The following is a 17,492-nucleotide window of genomic DNA, read 5'->3' as shown; positions in this document are numbered from 1 at the left end:
GTTGACCTTCACCCTGGGGGAACCACCAGTCTCCTGAGCACCGGCGACCCACGCCGGGGACGAGGATGACGACGTGGAGTACCTGAGCATCGGCGAGTTTGCCCGGACGTCCGGCCTGACGCCGAAGGCGTTGCGCCTGTACGACGAGCTCGACCTGCTCCGGCCTGACCGGGTGGACCCGCTGACCGGGTACCGCTGGTACGCGCCGGGCCAGCTCGACCGGGCCCGCCTGGTCGCGCGGCTGCGCCTGATCGGCATGCCCCTGGCCCGCATCCGCGAGGTCGCGTCGGCGCCGGCGGGCGTCGCCGCAGACCAGGTGCGGGCGTACTGGCGCCAGGTCGAGGCCGACACGGCCTCGCGCCGCGACATCGTCGCCTCCGTCGTCGAACACCTGCGCACGAAGGAGACCATCATGCAGATCTCAGGCCCCACGCTCACGGCCCGCGGCGCCTGGCGGCTCGGCCAGGGCGCACGCGCCGCCCAGCAGGACGCCCTCTATGCGGGCGGCTGCCTGTTCGTCGTCGCCGACGGGTTCGGACCGCACGACAGCCCCGTGCCCGCCGGCCTGGCCGTCGACGTGTTCGCCACGATGGACGAGCGCTGGAACGCGGCCGACGGCGACCCGGCGGCCGCGCTGGGCGCCGCGTTCGCGGAGGCGCAGCGCACGATCACCGCCGAGGCCGCCACGCTCGCCGATCCCAGGCACTTCGGCACCACCATGACCGCGGCGCTGTTGGTCGGCTCGACGCTCTTCAGCGCGCACGTCGGCGACTCACGGCTGTGGCTCGTGCGGGACGGCCGGGCCGAGCAGCTCACCCGGGACCACACCGTGGTCGCGGCGCTGATCGAGGAGGGCCGGCTCACCGAGGACGAGGCGCGATCGCACGAGGACCGCAACCTCCTGAACCGGGCGCTCGTCCCGGCCGGGACCGGCGGGCACTCCGACGAGGGGCCCGACCTGGCCACGACCGAGGTCCGTCCCGGGGACCGGCTCGTCCTGACCGGCGACGGCGTCCACGCGGTGCTGGCGGCCGACCACCTCGCGGCCCTCCTGACCCGCGAGGGCGACCCCGGCGCCGTCGGGCAGGAGCTCGCCGACGCCGTCGAGGAGGCGGGCGCGCCCGACAACTACGCGCTCGTCGTCATCGAGCTGGACGCCTGACCTGGACGCCTGACCAGGTCCCGCTGTCCACGGGCAGTTCTACCCGTTGACCTGCCCGTGGACCGCCAACCACGATGCCGCACATGAGCAACCCGGTGAACCTCCAGGTCTGGGACGGCGCCGTCAACCTCCGCGATCTCGGTGGCCTGCCGCTGGAGGACGGCGGGACCACCGTCGCGGGGCGCGTCTGGCGCTCGGGCGCTCCCGAACCCATGACACAGACCGGGTGGGCGGAGGCCGTCGACGCCGGGCTCACGACCGTCGTCGACCTGCGCAACTCCGCCGAGGTCAAGCAGGCGCACGACCTCATGCCCGACGCCGCGCGGCCCGGGGAGCTCGTCACGCGCAACACCCCGACGGAGGATCCCGGCGACCCGCACTTCCTGGAGACCTGCGGCCCCTGGCTCGACCACCCACGCTCCTACGCGCCCAACATCGCGATGTACCCGCACCTGTTCGCCGGGGTCTTCCGGGCGGTCGCCGACGCCCCCGGGCCGGTGCTGGTGCACTGCGCGGCCGGACGCGACCGCACCGGGATGGTCACGGCCCTCCTGCTCTCGCTGACCGGCGTGGAGCACGAGGCGATCGCGCAGGACTACGAGCGCGCGTTCCGCGGCACCACGCACCGCGGCGGCGGCGTGGCCTACGACGTCGAACGCGGCGCCTGGGTGCAGCACCGCGGCGAGACCTGGACGGCCCGCCAGCTCGACGAACGCGTCGGCGAGCGCCGTGCGGCCCTGCTGGAGTGGCTGGCGGACCTGGACCCGGTCGCCTACCTGCGGTACGCAGGGCTGGACGAGGCGCGCATCACGAACCTGCGGGAGCGCCTGCGGTAGCCGGGCCGGTCGTCTGCCGCCCGGCAGACGGTTCCCCGGCGGGCGGAGCAGCGGGCAGCTCCAGCGTCATGAACACGCTGTGCGGGTCCAGGGTGTAGCTCCCGAACGGCCCGCACTCGACGAACCCGTGCCGGGCGTAGAGGCGGCGGGCTGCCGCGAAGTAGTCCTGCGTACCGGTCTCCAGGCTCACGCGCTCGTACCCGCGTCGCGTCGCCTCCGCCAGGACGGCGTCGAGCAGCGCGGAGGCGACGCCGCGGCCGCGGGCGTGGCCGGCGGTGCGCATGGACTTGATCTCGCCCTCCCGCTCGCCGAACGCACTGAGCGCCCCGCAGCCCAGCAGGGTGCCGTCGTCGTCCCGGGCGGTCCAGAAGGTGATCGTCGGGGCGAGCAGCGCCGTGTGGTCCAGGGCGTGCACGCTCTCGGCCGGCGAGGTGGCGAACATGTCGGTGAGGTGCTCGTCGAGCAGGAGCAGCACGTCGTCGCGCGCGGGGGAGTCGGGGGAGACGTTCACGCCCCTATCCTGCACGCCCCCTCTCCTGCACACCCCCCGCTGTCCTGCCCGGCGCTCGCGGGCGCCGTCCGCATGCCGGGCTCGTGTGGCGCACGTCACGTCGCGGGGGTAGGAATCTCCAGGTGCGCGCACGCCCGTGCGCCTGTGCCGGCCGACGTGGGCCGGAGGACCGAGGAGAACAACGATGTCGCTGCCCAGCCCGAGCTACACGATCACCCTGCGCGTGGAGGTGGCCGCGTCGCAGCGCGCCACGAGCACGGTGGTAGCGGCGGTAGCCGACGCCGGGGCGGCGGTCATGGGCGTCGACATCGCGCACTCGACGTCGCACGGCCTGGTCGTGGACGTCACGTGCGACACGATCGACGCCGAGCACGGTGAGCGGGTCGTGGCGGCCGTCAACGCCGTCGAGGGCGCGGAGGTGCTCAAGTCGAGCGACTCGACGTTCCTGATGCACCTGGGCGGCAAGATCGAGGTGACCAACAAGGTGCCGCTCAAGACGCGCCGGGACCTGTCGCGCGCGTACACGCCGGGGGTGGCGCGGGTGTGCCTGGCGATCGCGGACAAGCCCGAGGACGCGCGCCGGCTGACGATCAAGCGCAACACGGTCGCCGTGGTCACGGACGGCACGGCGGTGCTGGGCCTGGGCGACATCGGCCCGGCCGCGGCGCTGCCCGTCATGGAGGGCAAGGCGGCGCTGTTCAAGGAGTTCGGCGGGGTGGACGCCTGGCCGGTGTGCCTGGACACGACCGACACGGACGAGATCGTGCGGATCGTCAAGGCGATCGCGCCGGTCTACGGGGGCGTGAACCTGGAGGACATCGCCGCGCCGCGCTGCTTCGAGATCGAGGCCCGGCTGCGCGAGGAGCTGGACATCCCGGTGTTCCACGACGACCAGCACGGTACGGCGATCGTGGTGCTGGCGGCGCTGGTCAACGCGCTGAAGGTGGTGGGCAAGGACCTGGCGGACGTGCGGATCGTGGTGTCCGGCGTCGGCGCGGCGGGCAACGCAATCATCCGGCTGCTCAAGGCGCAGGGCGCGCGGCACATCGTGGCGTTCGGCCGGGACGGGGCGCTGCACCCGGGTGTGGTCACGGACGACCCGCACCGGCGCTGGCTCGTGGACAACACCAACGTCGACGGCTTCTCCGGCACGCTGCAGGAGGGCCTCAAGGGCGCCGACGTGTTCGTCGGGGTCTCGGCGGGCGGGATCCTGTCGGGTGCGGACATCGCGCAGATGGCGGAGGACGCGATCGTGTTCGCGCTGGCCAACCCGACGCCGGAGGTGGACCCGTTGGAGGCGGCCGAGTCCGCAGCGGTGGTGGCCACGGGGCGCAGCGACTACCCCAACCAGATCAACAACGTGCTGGCCTTCCCGGGCCTGTTCCGGGGGCTGCTGGACACGGGCGCCACGGACATCACCACGGAGCTGCTGCGCGTGGCGGCCGTGGCGATCGCCGAGGTGGTCGCGCCGGACGAGCTGAACAGCGCGTACATCATCCCGGGCGTGTTCGACCACCGGGTCGCGGAGGCCGTGGCGGACGCGGTGCGCAAGCAGGCCTGAGCTTCTCGGACACGACAGCTTCGCGGACACGACGGAGGCCCGACCGGACGGCGGTGCGCCGCCCGGACGGGCCTCTGTGCCGGGCGCCCCCAGCGGGGACGGTCAGCCGCCGATGCTGCCGATCGTCGAGTTCACGATGCCGCTGACGACGGCAGCGGTGCCCAGGACGAGGACGAGCAGCGCGCCGGTGGAAGCCACCAGAGGGATCCACCAGCGCACGGTCTCCGGCTGGGTACGACCGTAGAAGTGGTCGGGCTGCGCGGAGGTGGTGCGGTCGAGGAAGGCGTCGTTGTTGCTCACACTGGTAAAGACGTTCGACGGGCACGAAACGATGCCCGTGTGCCGATAACGGTTCGGGAACGGTCGTACCGTCCCGGGACGGGACGAGCACCCCGGGGGAGTTGAGGTCAGCGTGAAGAACATCGGGTTCCTGTCCTTCGGTCACTGGACACCGCATCCGCAGTCGGGCACCCGCTCGGCGTCGGACGCGCTGCTGCAGTCGATCGACCTGGCCGTGGCCGCCGAGGAGCTGGGCGCCGACGGCGCCTACTTCCGGGTGCACCACTTCGCGCGGCAGCTCGCCTCACCGTTCCCGCTGCTGGCGGCGATCGGGGCGCGCACCAGCCGCATCGAGATCGGCACGGGCGTGATCGACATGCGCTACGAGAACCCCCTGTACATGGCGGAGGACGCCGGTTCGGCGGACCTGATCTCCGGCGGCCGGCTCCAGCTCGGCATCAGCCGCGGGTCACCCGAGCAGGTCATCGAGGGCTACCGGCACTTCGGGTACGAGCCCGCGGCGAAGGACGCCGGCGGCGCGGACCTGGCCCGCGAGCACACGGCCCGGTTCCTGGAGCTGCTCGACGGCGAGGGCTTCGCCGAGCCGAACCCGCGCCCCATGTTCCCCAACCCGCCGGGCCTGCTGCGCGTCGAGCCGCACTCCGACGGGCTGCGGCGGCGCATCTGGTGGGGTGCGGGCTCCCGCGCGACAGCCGAGTGGACGGCGGCGCAGGGCATGAACCTCATGTCGTCCACGCTGCTGACCGAGGACACCGGTGTGCCGTTCCACCGGCTGCAGGCCGAGCAGATCCAGCGGTTCCGTGACGCCTGGGCCGAGGCGGGCCACGAGCACGAGCCGCGGGTGTCCGTCAGCCGCAGCATCTTCCCGATCACCGACCAGCGCGACCGTCAGTACTTCGGCATGGAGGTCTACAGCGAGGACCAGGTGGGCCACCTCGACACCGGGCCGGCCCGGTTCGGCAAGACGTACGCCGGCGAGCCCGACGCGCTGGTCGAGGACCTGCGCGAGGACGAGGCGGTCGCGGCCGCCGACACGCTGCTGCTGACCGTGCCCAACCAGCTCGGCGTCGACTACAACGCGCACGTCATCGAGAACATCGTCAAGCACGTGGCGCCGGCGCTCGGCTGGCGGTGACCGCACCGTCGTCGGCCCGGCCGGGCGGGTGGTGATCTCACCCGCCCACCGGCTGTCGGGCCGACGACGGCGGTGGGACGCTGCGAACATGACCATCATCAGGACGCCCGAGCCCGCCGAGGCCACCGGCGCCTGGGCCGAGGGGTACGCCGGAGACCTCCGCGAGCTCGGCTACGTGCCCAGCCACACCCGGGTCATGGCCGTCAACCCCCAGGCGCAGCGCGCGTTCGAGGACCTGACCGGCGCGATCGTGCCCAGCATCGGCCTACGCCTGTACGAGCTCGTCACCCTCGCCGCCGCGGGCGCCCTGCGGTCCCAGGCCTGCCGCCTGGCCCACGGGCGCAAGTCCCGCACCGTGTTCGACGACGCCCAGCTCGAACGCATCGCCCTCGACTACCACGCCGCCGGGCTCAGCGAGCTCGAGGTCACCGCCATGGAGCTCGCCGAGCGCATCAGCCACGACTCGACCGCGCTGACCGAGCAGGACACGCAGCGGCTGCGTGACCTCGGGCTCACCGACCGGCAGATCGTCGACGTCGTGCTCGCCGCGGCCGCCCGGAACTACTTCAGCCGTGCGCTGCACGCCCTCGCCGTGCCGCCCGACGTCCCGCCCGACCTGCCGGACAGCCTCCGGGAGGCGCTGCTGACGGGCATGTGAACGCCGGGGCCACCAGCAGCTCCCGGCCGGCCTACCCAGCCTGCCCAACCTGCTGGGCCCGGCCGGCTACGCCGCGCAGGGGTTGGCGGCCGCGGCGCCGGCCGGCGCCGGCTCCGGGCGGTTCGCGGCCACCACGACCGAACGCCGCCGCACCAGGTCACGCACCTGCCCGAACGCGTCGCACCGCTCCATCAGGTGCACCGCCGACCACGGGCCGCGCGGGCCGCCGGCCGCCGCCGCGAGCAGCGAACGCTGCGCCGTCCACCGCTCCCAGTGCCGCACGAACTCGTCCGGCTGCACCACACGGCCCCGGTCCAGCTGCCCGTCCAGCGCCTCTGCCAGCGACACGTCCACCGCCACCAGCACCGGGTCCCACCCGCACCACCGCGCCAGCAGGCCCAGGAGCTCCCGACGGCGCTCGCGGGTGGCGGTGTCGTGCACCAGCAGGGGCCGGCCGGAGCGCGGCCCGGCCAGCAGGTTCAGCACGGTCGCGACGGCGTGCAGGGTGTGCGCCACCCAGCGGTAGGCGCCGTACGGCACCCAGGACGGCAGGCGGGCGGCGATCCGGCGCCGGTAGCGGTCGGGGTCGAGCACCACCGCGCGCGGGACGTCCGCGGCGACGTTGGCCAGCAGGGTGCTCTTCCCGGCGCCCGGGACGCCGCCCACGACGATCAGCAGCGGGCCGGCAGGACTGGAGGAGTCGGGGAAGTCAGGGGAGTCGGGAACAGGACGCAGGAGTGGGGCGGGTGTTGTCACGTGGTCCTCCATACGTAGGGGGCCGGGTGAGCAGCATCGCGCGAGCCGATCCAGGATCACCGGGAGCGCCCTGAGAGGGCGCTGGACCGGGTTCGCGGACCGGGATGTCGAGCCAGGGAGATACGAGTGCGCCGACGCACGTCAAGGGTTGGGGAGAGCCCTGGGCCACCGACATCGGACAGTTGCTCATTGCTGCTTCCGTAACGTGCGACGAGGCCCGATTTGTTCCCGATCGGGTGCCCCGACCTGCGTCGTTCCTACGGAGCTGGTGTGGTGTTCCTGCGTTCACGGCGGCCGAGTTCACCCGGTCTCTCCCGTCCGTACAGGTGAACTCGGGGCTAACCTCGGCGGGGAGACCGCTGAGCCCCGAGGAAGGCGAGCCCGGATGCGACGACGAATCGTGGGCGCCCTGGCAGCAGCACTGATGCTGGCGGCGACACCCCTGCCCGCGCACGCCGCGCCTGGCGACCCCGCCCCCGGCTGGCCCACGCAGCACAGTGGTGGCTCCTGGTCGACAGCGGTCTCCCAGTCCGGTCGGGTGCACACCGTGGCGCACCCCGTGCCGGGCGAGGGTTCCGAGGTCATCAACCTGAGGTCGACGTACAACGGGACCTGGCCCGCCCCGACCGAGATCCCCGGGTACGGCGGCACCGTCCGCGCCGGTTCCGGCGCATACGGGATCGCCGTCTCCTACGGGCCCGACTCGTTCCTGGTGTCCCGAGAGTTCGTCGGCGGCCGGTGGACCGCGCCGGAGACAATCGGCGAGCTCGAGCGGGCCACGAGCTTCGTCACCAACACCGACGGGGATGCCGTCGTCGTCTGGCGTGCTCCCGAGGGCCTCATGGCGGGCCTCCACCCGCGGGGCGCGACCTGGACGACCCTCCCGGTCACCGGTGTGCCCGAGAACGGGTACTTCGCCGCGACCATCAACGACGCCGGCAAGGTGACGGTGGTCTGGGCCGAGGCCACCGGCACCACCACCCAGGTCGTCCGGCGCACCGTGCTCCGCCCCGGCGCCACCACCTGGACCGCGCCGCAGACCCTCGGCACCGTCTCGCCCACCGGCGGCGCGCCCCGCATCGTGACCGACGGCCAGGGGCGCGAGACGATCACCGCGGGCGACAAGCTCTGGCGGCAGCAGACCACCGCTTCCACCCCCGCCTACGCGTTCGCCGTGGGGCAGGACGCCCAGCTCGCCGCGGGCGCCACCGACACCCGCGTGGTGTGGCCCTACCGGAACGGTCGCTACCTCTCGGTCCGCACCCGCCACTTCGCGCAGACCTCCGCCGGCGAGGGCTGGGGATCCACCACCACCGTGTGGGCCAAGAGCTACGCAGCCGGCGTGCCCCTCCTGTGCCGGGAGCTCGTCAACACCGGCGTCGGTGTCGCACCCGCTGGACGCTCCTACGTCGCGTTCGGTGTCGTCGCGCGTGGCGGCTGCCCCCGGAGCACGCTGCGGCTGGTCACCCTGGACCGCACCAGCACCCCGCTCAACGACGTCGTCGTCAGTTCCTACGGCTACGGCACGGCACCCGAGGTCGCCGTCAACGCCCGCGGCCCGGTCGCCGTCAGCTTCCAGGCCGACGGCGCGGACAACGGCTGGGGCGACACCAACTACCTCCAGTTCTTCAGCCGCTGACACGCTCCGTGCGGTACCGGGTGCGGTACCGCTCCCTGAGATACCGGGCCGCGAGGTACCGGGCCCGCCGCCGAACACGGGCAACCGCGTCCGGACCGTTGTAGGCCGCGTACGCCGGCCACTGGAAGACCAGGATGGCCAGCTCCTCCAGCGCCAGCCGGCTGCGGAACCCGGCGACGTCCGTCGCGCTGCCCGCCCGTGCCCGCTGCGCCAGGTACTCCTGGACGAGGACGGCCGGGACACGAGCACCTGAGGGGGTGGCCCGGACGCTGAGCAGGGCGAGATCCGACGTCGCCCGCCCGGCGCCGGCCGCCTGCCAGTCGCAGAACACCAGAGCGCCCTGCCCGCCGTCCGTACCGTGCGCGACGGTCGCATGGTGCACGACGTTCGCGGTGTGACAGTCACCGTGGACGAACACCGCCGGCACCGCGCCCAGGTAGTCACCCAGCGCGGTCCGGCCGGCCAGCAGCGTGTCGAGCTGCGGAAGATGGGCCGACCAGAACCCGAGGACGGGGGCGAGATCCTGGACCGCGAGCGCCGACAGCAGGTCGTCCGGGCGTACCCAGTCGCCCGCCGGCAGAGCCATCTCGTGCAGCCGGGCCAGGTCACGGCCGAGCAACCGCCACCGCTCCGGCGACCAGGCAGCGACGTCACGCTGCACGCCGGCGTCGTCCAGCAGCAGCGCGACGCCCTCGTCGACGACCAGTGCGCCCAGGAGCGCAGGAGTGGACACGGGGGCGGCAGGCGCCACGGTCCGGTAGAACCGCAGCTCCCGCTCCGCCGCGGCGCGGGACCGGCCGTCGGCGGCCGCGGTGACCTTCAGGTACGCACTCCCACCACCCACCAGCTCGACACGATGGATCCCCGCACCCGAACGGGCATCGGCAGGCGATACGCCACCGGACCGGCGCACGCCGAACCTCTCCAGGGCCAGGGCAGACACGTCTCGTGGCGACCGATCTCGCGACGGCGGAGGCATCTCGTCAACGTACCTTCACCCACTGACACGCCGAACACCTCCCGCCGGACATCTCCGCCGGTCGGCCGCGCCGCGCGAGCAAGACGGCACGACATGGCAGCATCACGTGCGTGACGACCTACGCCGACGACACCGAGCACCTGCGCACCCTCGCGCTCCTGCGCCGCGTCCGCGACCGCATGGACCGCGAGTACACCCAGCCCCTGGACGTCGCGGCGCTCGCGGCCGGGGTGCACATGTCGGCCGGGCACCTGTCGCGCCAGTTCAAGGCCGCCTACGGGGAGTCGCCGTACAGCTACCTGATGACCCGGCGGATCGAGCGCGCCATGATGCTCCTGCGCCGGGGGGACCTGAGCGTGACCGAGGTCTGCTTCGCGGTGGGCTGCTCGTCGCTGGGCACCTTCAGCACGCGGTTCACCGAGCTGGTCGGGGTGCCGCCGAGCGTGTACCGCGCCGACCCGGTGCTCGCGGGCGCGCAGGTCGACACCGCGGGTCTGCCGGCGTGCATCGCCAAGCAGGTGACCCGGCCCGTGCGGAACCCCGTCAGGAATCGAGAAGCGCAACCCCCGGGTTCGGACCTAGCGTGATCGTCATGAGCACACCGACGAGCAAGAGCACGGGCCTGACGATCCACCAGACGTTCCTGCCGCACACCGACCCGGAGGCGTCCCTGGCGTTCTACCGGGACGCGCTGGGCTTCGAGGTCTTCCTCGACGTCGGGCAGGGCGCGATGCGCTGGATCACGGTCGGCCCGGCGGACCAGCCGGACACCTCGATCGTGCTGACGCCGCCGGGGGCCGACCCGGGCGTCACCGAGGACGAGCGCCGCACGGTCGCCGAGATGATGGCCAAGGGCACGTACGCCGCCGTCATCCTGGGCGCGGCCGACCTCGACGCGGCGTTCGAGCGGGTGCAGGCCAGCGGCGCGGAGGTGATGCAGGAGCCGGTCGACCAGCCGTACGGGTTCCGCGACTGCGCGTTCCGCGACCCGGCGGGCAACACCGTCCGCATCAAGCAGCTCTGAGCGACGCATGTGCGTCCCTGGGCTGGCGGCCTACCTCCGGGCGGCCGAGACCCACCTGTCCGACACCGAGCCGGCCGACACCCGACCGTCCGCGGAACCCCGGCCCGCGCTGGTGTCCGCCTCCGCAACGACTGACACGGAAGGCCGAGCATGAACACGGCGAGCACAGCCACCAGCGCCACCACCCGCACGGCAGCCGGCACGGACGCACCGCCGTCCGGGACGCACCCGGCGGACACCCACGACCTGATCCGGGTGCACGGCGCGCGGGAGAACAACCTCAAGGACGTGGACCTGGAGATCCCGAAGCGCCGCCTGACGGTGTTCACCGGGGTCTCGGGCTCGGGCAAGAGCTCGCTGGTGTTCGCGACTGTCGCCGCGGAGTCGCAGCGGATGATCAACGAGACCTACAGCGCGTTCGTGCAGGGCATGATGCCGTCGCTGTCGCGGCCCGACGTCGACCTGCTGGAGGGGCTGACGACGGCGATCGTCGTCGGGCAGGAGCGGCTGGGCGCCAACCCGCGCTCCACGCTGGGCACCGTGACCGACACCAACGCGCTGCTGCGGCTGCTGTTCAGCCGCCTGGGCACGCCGTCGGCCGGCCCGGCGGTCGCGTACTCGTTCAACGTCCCGGCCCGCACGGCCAGCGGTGTGATGACGTCGTCCACGGGCGAGAAGCAGATCGTGCGCGAGGCGACGTACCACGGCGGGATGTGCCCGCGCTGCGAGGGCCGGGGCACCGTCTCGGACATCGATCTGAGCGAGCTCGTCGACGAGGACAAGTCGCTCAACGAGGGCGCCATCACGGTGCCCGGGTACAAGGCGGGCGGCTGGTCGGTGCGGTTCTTCACCGAGTCGGGGTTCCTCGACGGTGACAAGCCGATCCGCGACTACAACGAGACCGAGCGGCACGACTTCCTGTACCGGGACGCGACCAAGCGCAAGATCGGCGGCGCCAACCTGACGTACGAGGGCCTGGTCCCGCAGGTGCGGCGCTCGATGCTCACCAAGGACCGTGACGCGTTGCAGCCGCACCTGCGCGCCTTCGTGGACCGGGCGGTCACGTTCATCACCTGCCCCGACTGCGGCGGTACCCGCCTGGCCCAGGCCGCGCTGGCGTCCAAGGTCCGGGGCGTCAACATCGCCGACGCGTGCGCCATGCAGATCGGCGACCTGGCCGAGTGGGTGCGCGGCCTGGACGAGCCGTCCGTCGCGCCGCTGCTGGCCAACCTGCAGCACCTGCTGGACAAGTTCGTCGAGATCGGGCTGGGCTACCTGTCGCTGGACCGGCCCTCGGGCACGCTGTCCGGCGGCGAGGCGCAGCGCACCAAGCTGATCAGCCACCTCGGCTCGGCGCTGACGGACATCACCTACGTGTTCGACGAGCCCACGATCGGCCTGCACCCGCACGACATCCAGCGGATGAACGACCTGCTGCTCCAGCTGCGGGACAAGGGCAACACCGTTCTGGTCGTGGAGCACAAGCCGGAGACGATCGCGATCGCCGACCACGTCGTCGACCTGGGGCCGGGCGCCGGAAGCGACGGCGGCACCGTGTGCTTCGAGGGCACGGTCGAGGGGCTGCGGTCCAGCGGCACGCTGACCGGGCGGCACCTGGCGGACCGGGCCGCCCTGAAGGAGTCCCCGCGGGCTGCCACGGGCGCCCTGGAGATCCGGGGCGCGAGCACGCACAACCTGCGCGACGTCGACGTCGACGTGCCCACGGGTGTGCTGTGCGTCGTCACGGGCGTCGCGGGCTCGGGCAAGAGCTCCCTCATCCACGGCAGCCTCGCGGGCCGCGACGGCGTCGTCGTGGTGGACCAGACCGCGATCAAGGGCTCGAGCCGTTCCAACCCCGCCACCTACACGGGGCTGCTGGACCCGGTCCGCAAGGCGTTCGCCAAGGCCAACGGCGTCAAGCCCGCGCTGTTCAGCGCCAACTCCGAGGGCGCGTGCCCCACCTGCAACGGCGCCGGCGTGGTCTACACGCAGCTCGGCTTCATGGACACCGTGGCCACCACGTGCGAGGAGTGCGAGGGCAAGCGGTTCCAGGCGGCGGTGCTGGAGTACAAGCTCGGCGGCTCGGGCGACGGCTCGGCGGACGGCTCGGGTGGTGGGGCCGGCGGCGGCAAGGACATCGCCGAGGTGCTGGCGATGTCGGTGGCCGAGGCCGAGGAGTTCTTCGGGTCGGGCCCGGCCCGGACGCCGGCGGCGCACAAGATCCTGCAGCGCCTGGCCGACGTCGGCCTGGGGTACCTGAAGATCGGGCAGCCCCTGACCACGCTGTCCGGGGGCGAGCGGCAGCGCCTCAAGCTCGCCACGTACCTGGGTGAGGACGGCGGCGTCTACGTGCTGGACGAGCCCACGGCGGGCCTGCACCTGGCCGACGTCGAGAACCTCCTGGCCCTGCTGGACCGCCTGGTCGCGTCAGGCAAGTCCGTCGTGGTCATCGAGCACCACCAGGCCGTCATGGCGCACGCCGACTGGATCATCGACCTGGGTCCCGGCGCGGGGCACGACGGCGGCCGCGTCGTCTTCGCGGGCACGCCCGCCGACCTGGTGGCCCGGACCGAGGCGGGCGAGCCGAACCTGACGGGCCAGCACCTGGCCGAGTACGTCCGCACCTCCTGACGTGTCGGACGTCCAGGTCACGCGGGTGACCTGGACGTCCGACACGTCAGCGGCCGGCGCGCACCAGGCCCGACTCGTAGGCGCAGACCACCATCTGCGTCCGGTCGCGCAGGGTGAGCTTGTTCAGGATGCGCGAGACGTGCGTCTTGACGGTCTGCTCGGCGAGGTGCAGCTCGGTCGCGATCTCGGCGTTGGACCGCCCGGCCGCCACGGCCTTCATCACGTCGAGCTCACGGTCGGTCAGCCCGCCCAGGCTGGCCGCCACCGAGGCGGGTGTGGCCGGGCGCGCGGCGTAGTCCGCGATGAGGGCCCGGGTGATCCTGGGGGACAGGAGCGCGTCGCCGGCCGCGACGGTGCGGACGGCGTGGGTGAGCTCCTCGGGCGGGGAGTCCTTGAGCAGGAACCCGCTCGCGCCCGCGCGCAGGGCGGAGAACACGTACTCGTCGGCGTCGAACGTGGTCAGCATGATCACCCTGGGCGGGGTGCCGGGCATCGCCAGGATCGTGCGGGCGGCGTCCAGGCCGTTGACCTTGGGCATGCGGATGTCCATCAGCACGACGTCGGGCTGCACCCGCCGCACGACGTCGCTGATGCCCGCGCCGTCGTCGCTCGTGCCGACCACCGTGATCCCCTCGTGCGCGTTCAGGAGGGCCTCGAACCCGGCGCGGATCATCGACTGGTCGTCGACGATCAGGACCCGGATGTCGCGCCCGGCGACGTCGGGAGGTGGTGGCATGGGGACAAACCTAACCGAGGACGGAGAACCGCCCGTCGCCCCAGGGGTGAACGCGACCCGAAAGTATGACACCGGGTCCGTCGTACGGGTGACGCGCCACGGGCGCACGACCGCATAGCCTGCGCGTGATGGATCACCCACCCGAGACGCCGCCGCGGCCGCGTTCCCTCAACCGGCTGCGCTCGCTGACCCGGCTGGATGTCAGCGCGGTCTCGATCGCCCGGCGCGAGATCGTGTGGCTGTGGTCGGTGGTCTCGTTCGCGGCCGTCACGCTGGTCGCCGTCGGCTGGCCCGTGACCGCGTCCGGCTACGGCACCCACCCCGCGGCGGCGATGGCGTTCACGCTGGTCAACTGCGCCGCCGCGATCCTGGCGGTGCGCTGGCCGTGGGCGGGGCTGGGCGCCTCGATCGTTGGGTCCGCCGCCCTGACGATCGTGACGGCGGGGGCGGCCCCCGAGTGGCCCTGGCCGTGGCCGGTCACCGTGCTGCTGGCGCACTGCCTGACGGTGTTCGTGCTGGCGCTGCGCCACTCCTGGTACTGGGCCGCGTCGCTCTGGCTGGCCGGCGCGATGCTGACCGTGCTCGCGCCCGCGGCGCTGAGCGACGGCGGGCACCCGGCCGCGTTCGCCAACGGCGTCGTGCTCGTGTCGCTCAGCGGCGGCTTCGCGCTGGTCGGCGTGATCATGCGGTTGTGGAGCCTGAGCGTGCTGCGTATGGAACAGGCCGAGCGGCTCAGTGCCGCCGAGACCGGCCGGCGCCGGGAGCTGGAGGAACGCAACCGGATCGCCCGCGAGCTGCACGACGTCGTCGCGCACAGCATGTCGGTCATCACCGTCCAGGCGTCCACGGCGCGGTACCGGCAGCCCGGCCTCGACGAGGCGGTGCAGCGCGAGTTCGAGGAGATCGCCGCCTCCTCGCGGCGCGCCCTGGGGGAGATGCGCGGGCTGCTCGGCATCCTGCGCGGCCACGACACGGCGCCCACCGCGCCGCTGCCGGGCCTGTCCGACGTCACGGGGCTGGTCGAGTCCACCCGCGCCTCCGGCGTGGCGATCACGTACAACGCCGACGCCGACGCCGACGCCGGCACCGGTACGGACGGGGACGGCGCCTCGGACACCGAGGCTGCCGCCGAGGTGCCCGAGGTCGTCGGGCTCACCGCGTTCCGGCTGGTCCAGGAGGCGCTGAGCAACGCCCTGCGGCACGCCCCGGGCTCGGCGATCGCCGTCACCATCACCGACGACGGGCACGAGCTGCGGGTCAGCGTCACCAACACGCCCCCCGACCGGGACGACGAGCCCACCCCGGGCGCCCGCCTGGGCCTGGCGGGCATCCGGGAACGGGTCGCGGCGCTCGGCGGCACGGTCACCGCCGGCCCCACGCCCGACGGCGGGTTCGAGCTCGCCGCGACCCTGCCCGTCGAGGACCCTGACCCGCTACCTGCGTAGGGGGTGAGATTGGCTCCTGCGGGGGACGCGCGGCGCACGACCCAGTTCCTAGGTTGACGCCCATGACGACCGAAGCCCCGCCCCGCCCGGCCCGCCAACGACGCACGGCCCGCAACGCGCAGACCAACGACTACTTCGAGCTCGTCGAACGCGCCAACGCCGCGGGCCTCATGGGACGTCGCGTCGGCTGGTACGTCGGCCGCACCATCGGCTTCGCGGCGGCGCTCGCGGTCGGACTCACGCTGCTGCTCACCCTGGGCGACACATGGTGGCAGCTCGCCGTCGCGGCCTTCTTCGGCATCGTGTTCACCCAGGGCGCCTTCCTCGCCCACGACGGCGGCCACCAGCAGATCTTCGCCACCGGCAAGCACAACGAGTGGTTCTCCCGCATCATCGGCAACCTCGGCGTCGGCCTGAGCATCGGCTGGTGGAACCGCAAGCACAACAAGCACCACGGCAACCCCAACGTGATCGGCAAGGACGGCGACATCGCCACAGGGGCGCTCGTGTTCGTCCCGGGGGAGGAGGCCGGGCGCACCGGGTTCCTCGGCTGGGTCACCCGGCGGCAGGGCTGGCTGTTCTTCCCGATGCTGGCGCTGTTCGGCCCCGTGCTGCACGCGAACTCGGTCCAGACCCTCGCCACGACCCCGGCGATCAAGCACCGCGCGGCGGAGAGCGTGCTCCTGGGCATCCGGCTCATCGGCTTCCCGACCCTCGTCTTCCTCACCCTCGGCCCGGTGCTCGGCCTGGCGTTCATGCTGGTCCAGCTCGCCACCTTCGGCGTCTACATGGGCGCCACCTTCGCCCCCAACCACAAGGGCATGCCGCTGCTCCCCAAGGACACCAGCATCGACTTCCTGCGCCGCCAGGTCCTCACCTCGCGCAACATCCGCGGCGGACGGTTCGTCGCGTGGGCCATGGGCGGCCTGAACTACCAGGTCGAGCACCACGTCTTCCCGCGGATGCCCAGCGTCAACCTCCGCCAGGTCCGCCCCATCGTGCAGGAGTTCTGCGCCGAGCGCGGCATCCCCTACACCGAGACCGGGCTGTTCGAGTCCTACGGGATCATCGTCGAGTACCTCAACCGCGTCGGCCTGGGCCACGCCGACCCGATGGACTGCCCGATCGTCGCGCAGTACCGGTAACCCACCGGGCAGCCACCCTGGGGGCAGGACCCGGGGGTAGGACCGGGGGAGGCAGGACGGGCCGGCTCAGGCGCTCGCGCGGACGACGACGTCCAGCGACGCCGGGGCCCGGCCCGTCAGCCGCCGCACCTCGTGCGACACCCGGCTCCACCGGTCCTCACGGACCGAGGCGAACATGCTGCAGTACGCGTACGTCCACCACGGGTCCTCGCCGGCCCTGGCCAGCTCCTCCGCCAGGGCCGGCGGCGGCACGTCCGTGTACCGCACCGGCCGCCCCGCGACCCCGCTCAGCACCTCGGCCACGGCCCCGAGGGTCGACGACACCGGCCCCGTCAGGTCGTGGTGCCGCCCGCTCGGCGGCAGCAGCGCCAGCGCGGCCAGGCACCGGCCGACGTCCGACCGGGAGACCAGCGACACCCGACCCTCCCCGGCAGGGACCCGCAGCTCACCCGAACGCAGCGCCGGACGCAGGAACGCCGCGAAGAACTCCGTGAACAACGACGCCCGAGCGAACGAGAACGGCAGCCCGCTGCCCTCCAGCAGCCGCTCCGTCCACCCGTTGGTGAACGCATAGCAGAACGGCGACGACAGATCGGCATCCACCCCGCTCAGGTACACCACGTGCCCCACCCCGGCATCGACCGCGGCCCGCACCACGTTCTGGTGCTGCACCAGCATCCGTGCGGCCTCACCGTCCCCGGACACGAACACCAGCACATCGACACCGCCCAGCGCCGCCACCAGCGACCCCGGCTCGTCGTAGTCCGCACGCACCGCGGTCACCACGCCCGACCGCCGCACCCGCTCGCTCAACCTCGCCGGCACCGCCTCCGGACGACGCGCGAGCGCCACGACCTCGTGCCCGGCGCTCGCGGCCAGGAGGTTGACGACCTGACTGCCCAGCGTGCCGGTCGAGCCGGTGACCGCGATCCTCACGCAGGTCAGGGTACGGGAGCGGCGGCGCCGGCCCGGCG

At 72.9% G+C, this 17,492-nt stretch carries 17 protein-coding genes; 11 read left to right on the top strand and 6 right to left on the bottom strand.

All coding sequences use genetic code 11. The features are described from left to right. The first annotated feature begins 73 nt into the window (after positions 1–73). Together ACZ7LE_RS20410 and ACZ7LE_RS20405 are read left to right on the top strand one after the other, a co-directional pair. Positions 74–1,162: a MerR family transcriptional regulator gene (locus ACZ7LE_RS20410; protein WP_470405066.1), complete on the top strand. Its 1,089-nt coding sequence runs from the start codon at positions 74–76 to the stop codon at positions 1,160–1,162. 83 nt (positions 1,163–1,245) lie between these two features. Then, positions 1,246–1,998, top strand: a complete 753-nt coding sequence (locus tag ACZ7LE_RS20405) for a tyrosine-protein phosphatase (RefSeq protein WP_470405065.1) — start codon at positions 1,246–1,248, stop codon at positions 1,996–1,998. Here ACZ7LE_RS20405 and ACZ7LE_RS20400 read toward each other — a convergent pair. Next, the gene (locus tag ACZ7LE_RS20400; protein WP_470405064.1) at positions 1,970–2,509 is read right to left on the bottom strand and encodes a GNAT family N-acetyltransferase; all 540 of its coding nucleotides are present in this window, start codon (positions 2,507–2,509) and stop codon (positions 1,970–1,972) included. The genes ACZ7LE_RS20405 and ACZ7LE_RS20400 overlap by 29 nt on opposite strands. Positions 2,510–2,693: 184 nt before the next feature. Here ACZ7LE_RS20400 and ACZ7LE_RS20395 point away from each other — a divergent pair, with 184 nt between their 5' ends. Beyond that, positions 2,694–4,070: an NAD-dependent malic enzyme gene (locus tag ACZ7LE_RS20395; protein WP_470405063.1), complete on the top strand. Its 1,377-nt coding sequence runs from the start codon at positions 2,694–2,696 to the stop codon at positions 4,068–4,070. 102 nt (positions 4,071–4,172) lie between these two features. On the opposite strand, the gene ACZ7LE_RS20390 is transcribed toward ACZ7LE_RS20395, so the two are convergent. After that, positions 4,173–4,370 (bottom strand): hypothetical protein, encoded by a 198-nt coding sequence (locus ACZ7LE_RS20390; RefSeq protein ID WP_400547424.1) that lies wholly within the window; start codon positions 4,368–4,370, stop codon positions 4,173–4,175. 112 nt (positions 4,371–4,482) lie between these two features. Between ACZ7LE_RS20390 and ACZ7LE_RS20385 the strand changes: the two genes are divergently transcribed. Then, complete coding sequence (locus ACZ7LE_RS20385; protein WP_470405062.1) at positions 4,483–5,505, top strand: LLM class flavin-dependent oxidoreductase; 1,023 nt, start codon at positions 4,483–4,485, stop codon at positions 5,503–5,505. An 88-nt stretch (positions 5,506–5,593) separates the two neighbouring features. Then, positions 5,594–6,163: a carboxymuconolactone decarboxylase family protein gene (locus tag ACZ7LE_RS20380; protein WP_470405061.1), complete on the top strand. Its 570-nt coding sequence runs from the start codon at positions 5,594–5,596 to the stop codon at positions 6,161–6,163. 66 nt (positions 6,164–6,229) lie between these two features. On the opposite strand, the gene ACZ7LE_RS20375 is transcribed toward ACZ7LE_RS20380, so the two are convergent. Further along, positions 6,230–6,919 (bottom strand): AAA family ATPase, encoded by a 690-nt coding sequence (locus ACZ7LE_RS20375; RefSeq protein WP_470405060.1) that lies wholly within the window; start codon positions 6,917–6,919, stop codon positions 6,230–6,232. Positions 6,920–7,304: 385 nt separating this feature from the next. Between ACZ7LE_RS20375 and ACZ7LE_RS20370 the strand changes: the two genes are divergently transcribed. After that, on the top strand, positions 7,305–8,558 hold the full coding sequence (locus ACZ7LE_RS20370; protein ID WP_470405059.1) for a hypothetical protein: 1,254 nt from the start codon (positions 7,305–7,307) through the stop codon (positions 8,556–8,558). Here the strand turns inward: ACZ7LE_RS20370 and ACZ7LE_RS20365 are convergent. Further along, positions 8,548–9,402 (bottom strand): phosphotransferase, encoded by an 855-nt coding sequence (locus ACZ7LE_RS20365; RefSeq protein WP_470405058.1) that lies wholly within the window; start codon positions 9,400–9,402, stop codon positions 8,548–8,550. The two genes, ACZ7LE_RS20370 and ACZ7LE_RS20365, sit on opposite strands and share 11 nt — an antisense overlap. 245 nt (positions 9,403–9,647) lie before the next feature. On the opposite strand from ACZ7LE_RS20365, the gene ACZ7LE_RS20360 reads away from it, so the two are divergent. The 3 genes from ACZ7LE_RS20360 (at position 9,648) to ACZ7LE_RS20350 (ending at position 13,192) form a co-directional block, all read left to right on the top strand. Then, positions 9,648–10,124, top strand: coding sequence for a helix-turn-helix transcriptional regulator (locus ACZ7LE_RS20360; RefSeq protein ID WP_470405057.1), 477 nt, complete (start codon positions 9,648–9,650; stop codon positions 10,122–10,124). A gap of 5 nt (positions 10,125–10,129) precedes the next feature. Beyond that, positions 10,130–10,561 carry a VOC family protein gene (locus tag ACZ7LE_RS20355; RefSeq protein ID WP_470405056.1) on the top strand — a complete coding sequence of 144 codons (432 nt, stop codon included), beginning with the start codon at positions 10,130–10,132 and terminating at the stop codon, positions 10,559–10,561. A 150-nt stretch (positions 10,562–10,711) separates the two neighbouring features. Next, positions 10,712–13,192, top strand: coding sequence for an ATP-binding cassette domain-containing protein (locus ACZ7LE_RS20350; RefSeq protein WP_470405055.1), 2,481 nt, complete (start codon positions 10,712–10,714; stop codon positions 13,190–13,192). A gap of 46 nt (positions 13,193–13,238) precedes the next feature. On the opposite strand, the gene ACZ7LE_RS20345 is transcribed toward ACZ7LE_RS20350, so the two are convergent. Further along, positions 13,239–13,928: a response regulator gene (locus tag ACZ7LE_RS20345; RefSeq protein WP_470405054.1), complete on the bottom strand. Its 690-nt coding sequence runs from the start codon at positions 13,926–13,928 to the stop codon at positions 13,239–13,241. 128 nt (positions 13,929–14,056) lie between these two features. On the opposite strand from ACZ7LE_RS20345, the gene ACZ7LE_RS20340 reads away from it, so the two are divergent. Together ACZ7LE_RS20340 and ACZ7LE_RS20335 are read left to right on the top strand one after the other, a co-directional pair. Beyond that, a complete protein-coding gene (locus ACZ7LE_RS20340; RefSeq protein ID WP_470405053.1) occupies positions 14,057–15,373 on the top strand; it encodes a sensor histidine kinase in 1,317 nt (438 codons plus the stop codon). A gap of 62 nt (positions 15,374–15,435) precedes the next feature. Further along, the gene (locus tag ACZ7LE_RS20335; RefSeq protein ID WP_470405052.1) at positions 15,436–16,518 is read left to right on the top strand and encodes a fatty acid desaturase family protein; all 1,083 of its coding nucleotides are present in this window, start codon (positions 15,436–15,438) and stop codon (positions 16,516–16,518) included. Between the two features lie 66 nt (positions 16,519–16,584). Here the strand turns inward: ACZ7LE_RS20335 and ACZ7LE_RS20330 are convergent, their stop codons facing one another. Continuing rightward, the gene (locus tag ACZ7LE_RS20330; RefSeq protein WP_470405051.1) at positions 16,585–17,454 is read right to left on the bottom strand and encodes an NmrA family NAD(P)-binding protein; all 870 of its coding nucleotides are present in this window, start codon (positions 17,452–17,454) and stop codon (positions 16,585–16,587) included. Between the last annotated feature and the right edge of the window lie 38 nt (positions 17,455–17,492).

Source organism: Promicromonospora sp. NPDC110617 (assembly GCF_055598465.1).
This window is presented reverse-complemented; position numbering and strand designations above follow the sequence as displayed.

Coding starts and splice junctions, on each gene's coding strand:
- ACZ7LE_RS20370 (WP_470405059.1), top strand. CDS start 7,305: ATGCGACGACGAATCGTGGGCGCCCTGGCAGCAGCACTGATGCTGGCG.
- ACZ7LE_RS20380 (WP_470405061.1), top strand. CDS start 5,594: ATGACCATCATCAGGACGCCCGAGCCCGCCGAGGCCACCGGCGCCTGG.
- ACZ7LE_RS20335 (WP_470405052.1), top strand. CDS start 15,436: ATGACGACCGAAGCCCCGCCCCGCCCGGCCCGCCAACGACGCACGGCC.
- ACZ7LE_RS20345 (WP_470405054.1), bottom strand. CDS start 13,928: ATGCCACCACCTCCCGACGTCGCCGGGCGCGACATCCGGGTCCTGATC.
- ACZ7LE_RS20355 (WP_470405056.1), top strand. CDS start 10,130: ATGAGCACACCGACGAGCAAGAGCACGGGCCTGACGATCCACCAGACG.
- ACZ7LE_RS20405 (WP_470405065.1), top strand. CDS start 1,246: ATGAGCAACCCGGTGAACCTCCAGGTCTGGGACGGCGCCGTCAACCTC.
- ACZ7LE_RS20340 (WP_470405053.1), top strand. CDS start 14,057: ATGGATCACCCACCCGAGACGCCGCCGCGGCCGCGTTCCCTCAACCGG.
- ACZ7LE_RS20395 (WP_470405063.1), top strand. CDS start 2,694: ATGTCGCTGCCCAGCCCGAGCTACACGATCACCCTGCGCGTGGAGGTG.
- ACZ7LE_RS20350 (WP_470405055.1), top strand. CDS start 10,712: ATGAACACGGCGAGCACAGCCACCAGCGCCACCACCCGCACGGCAGCC.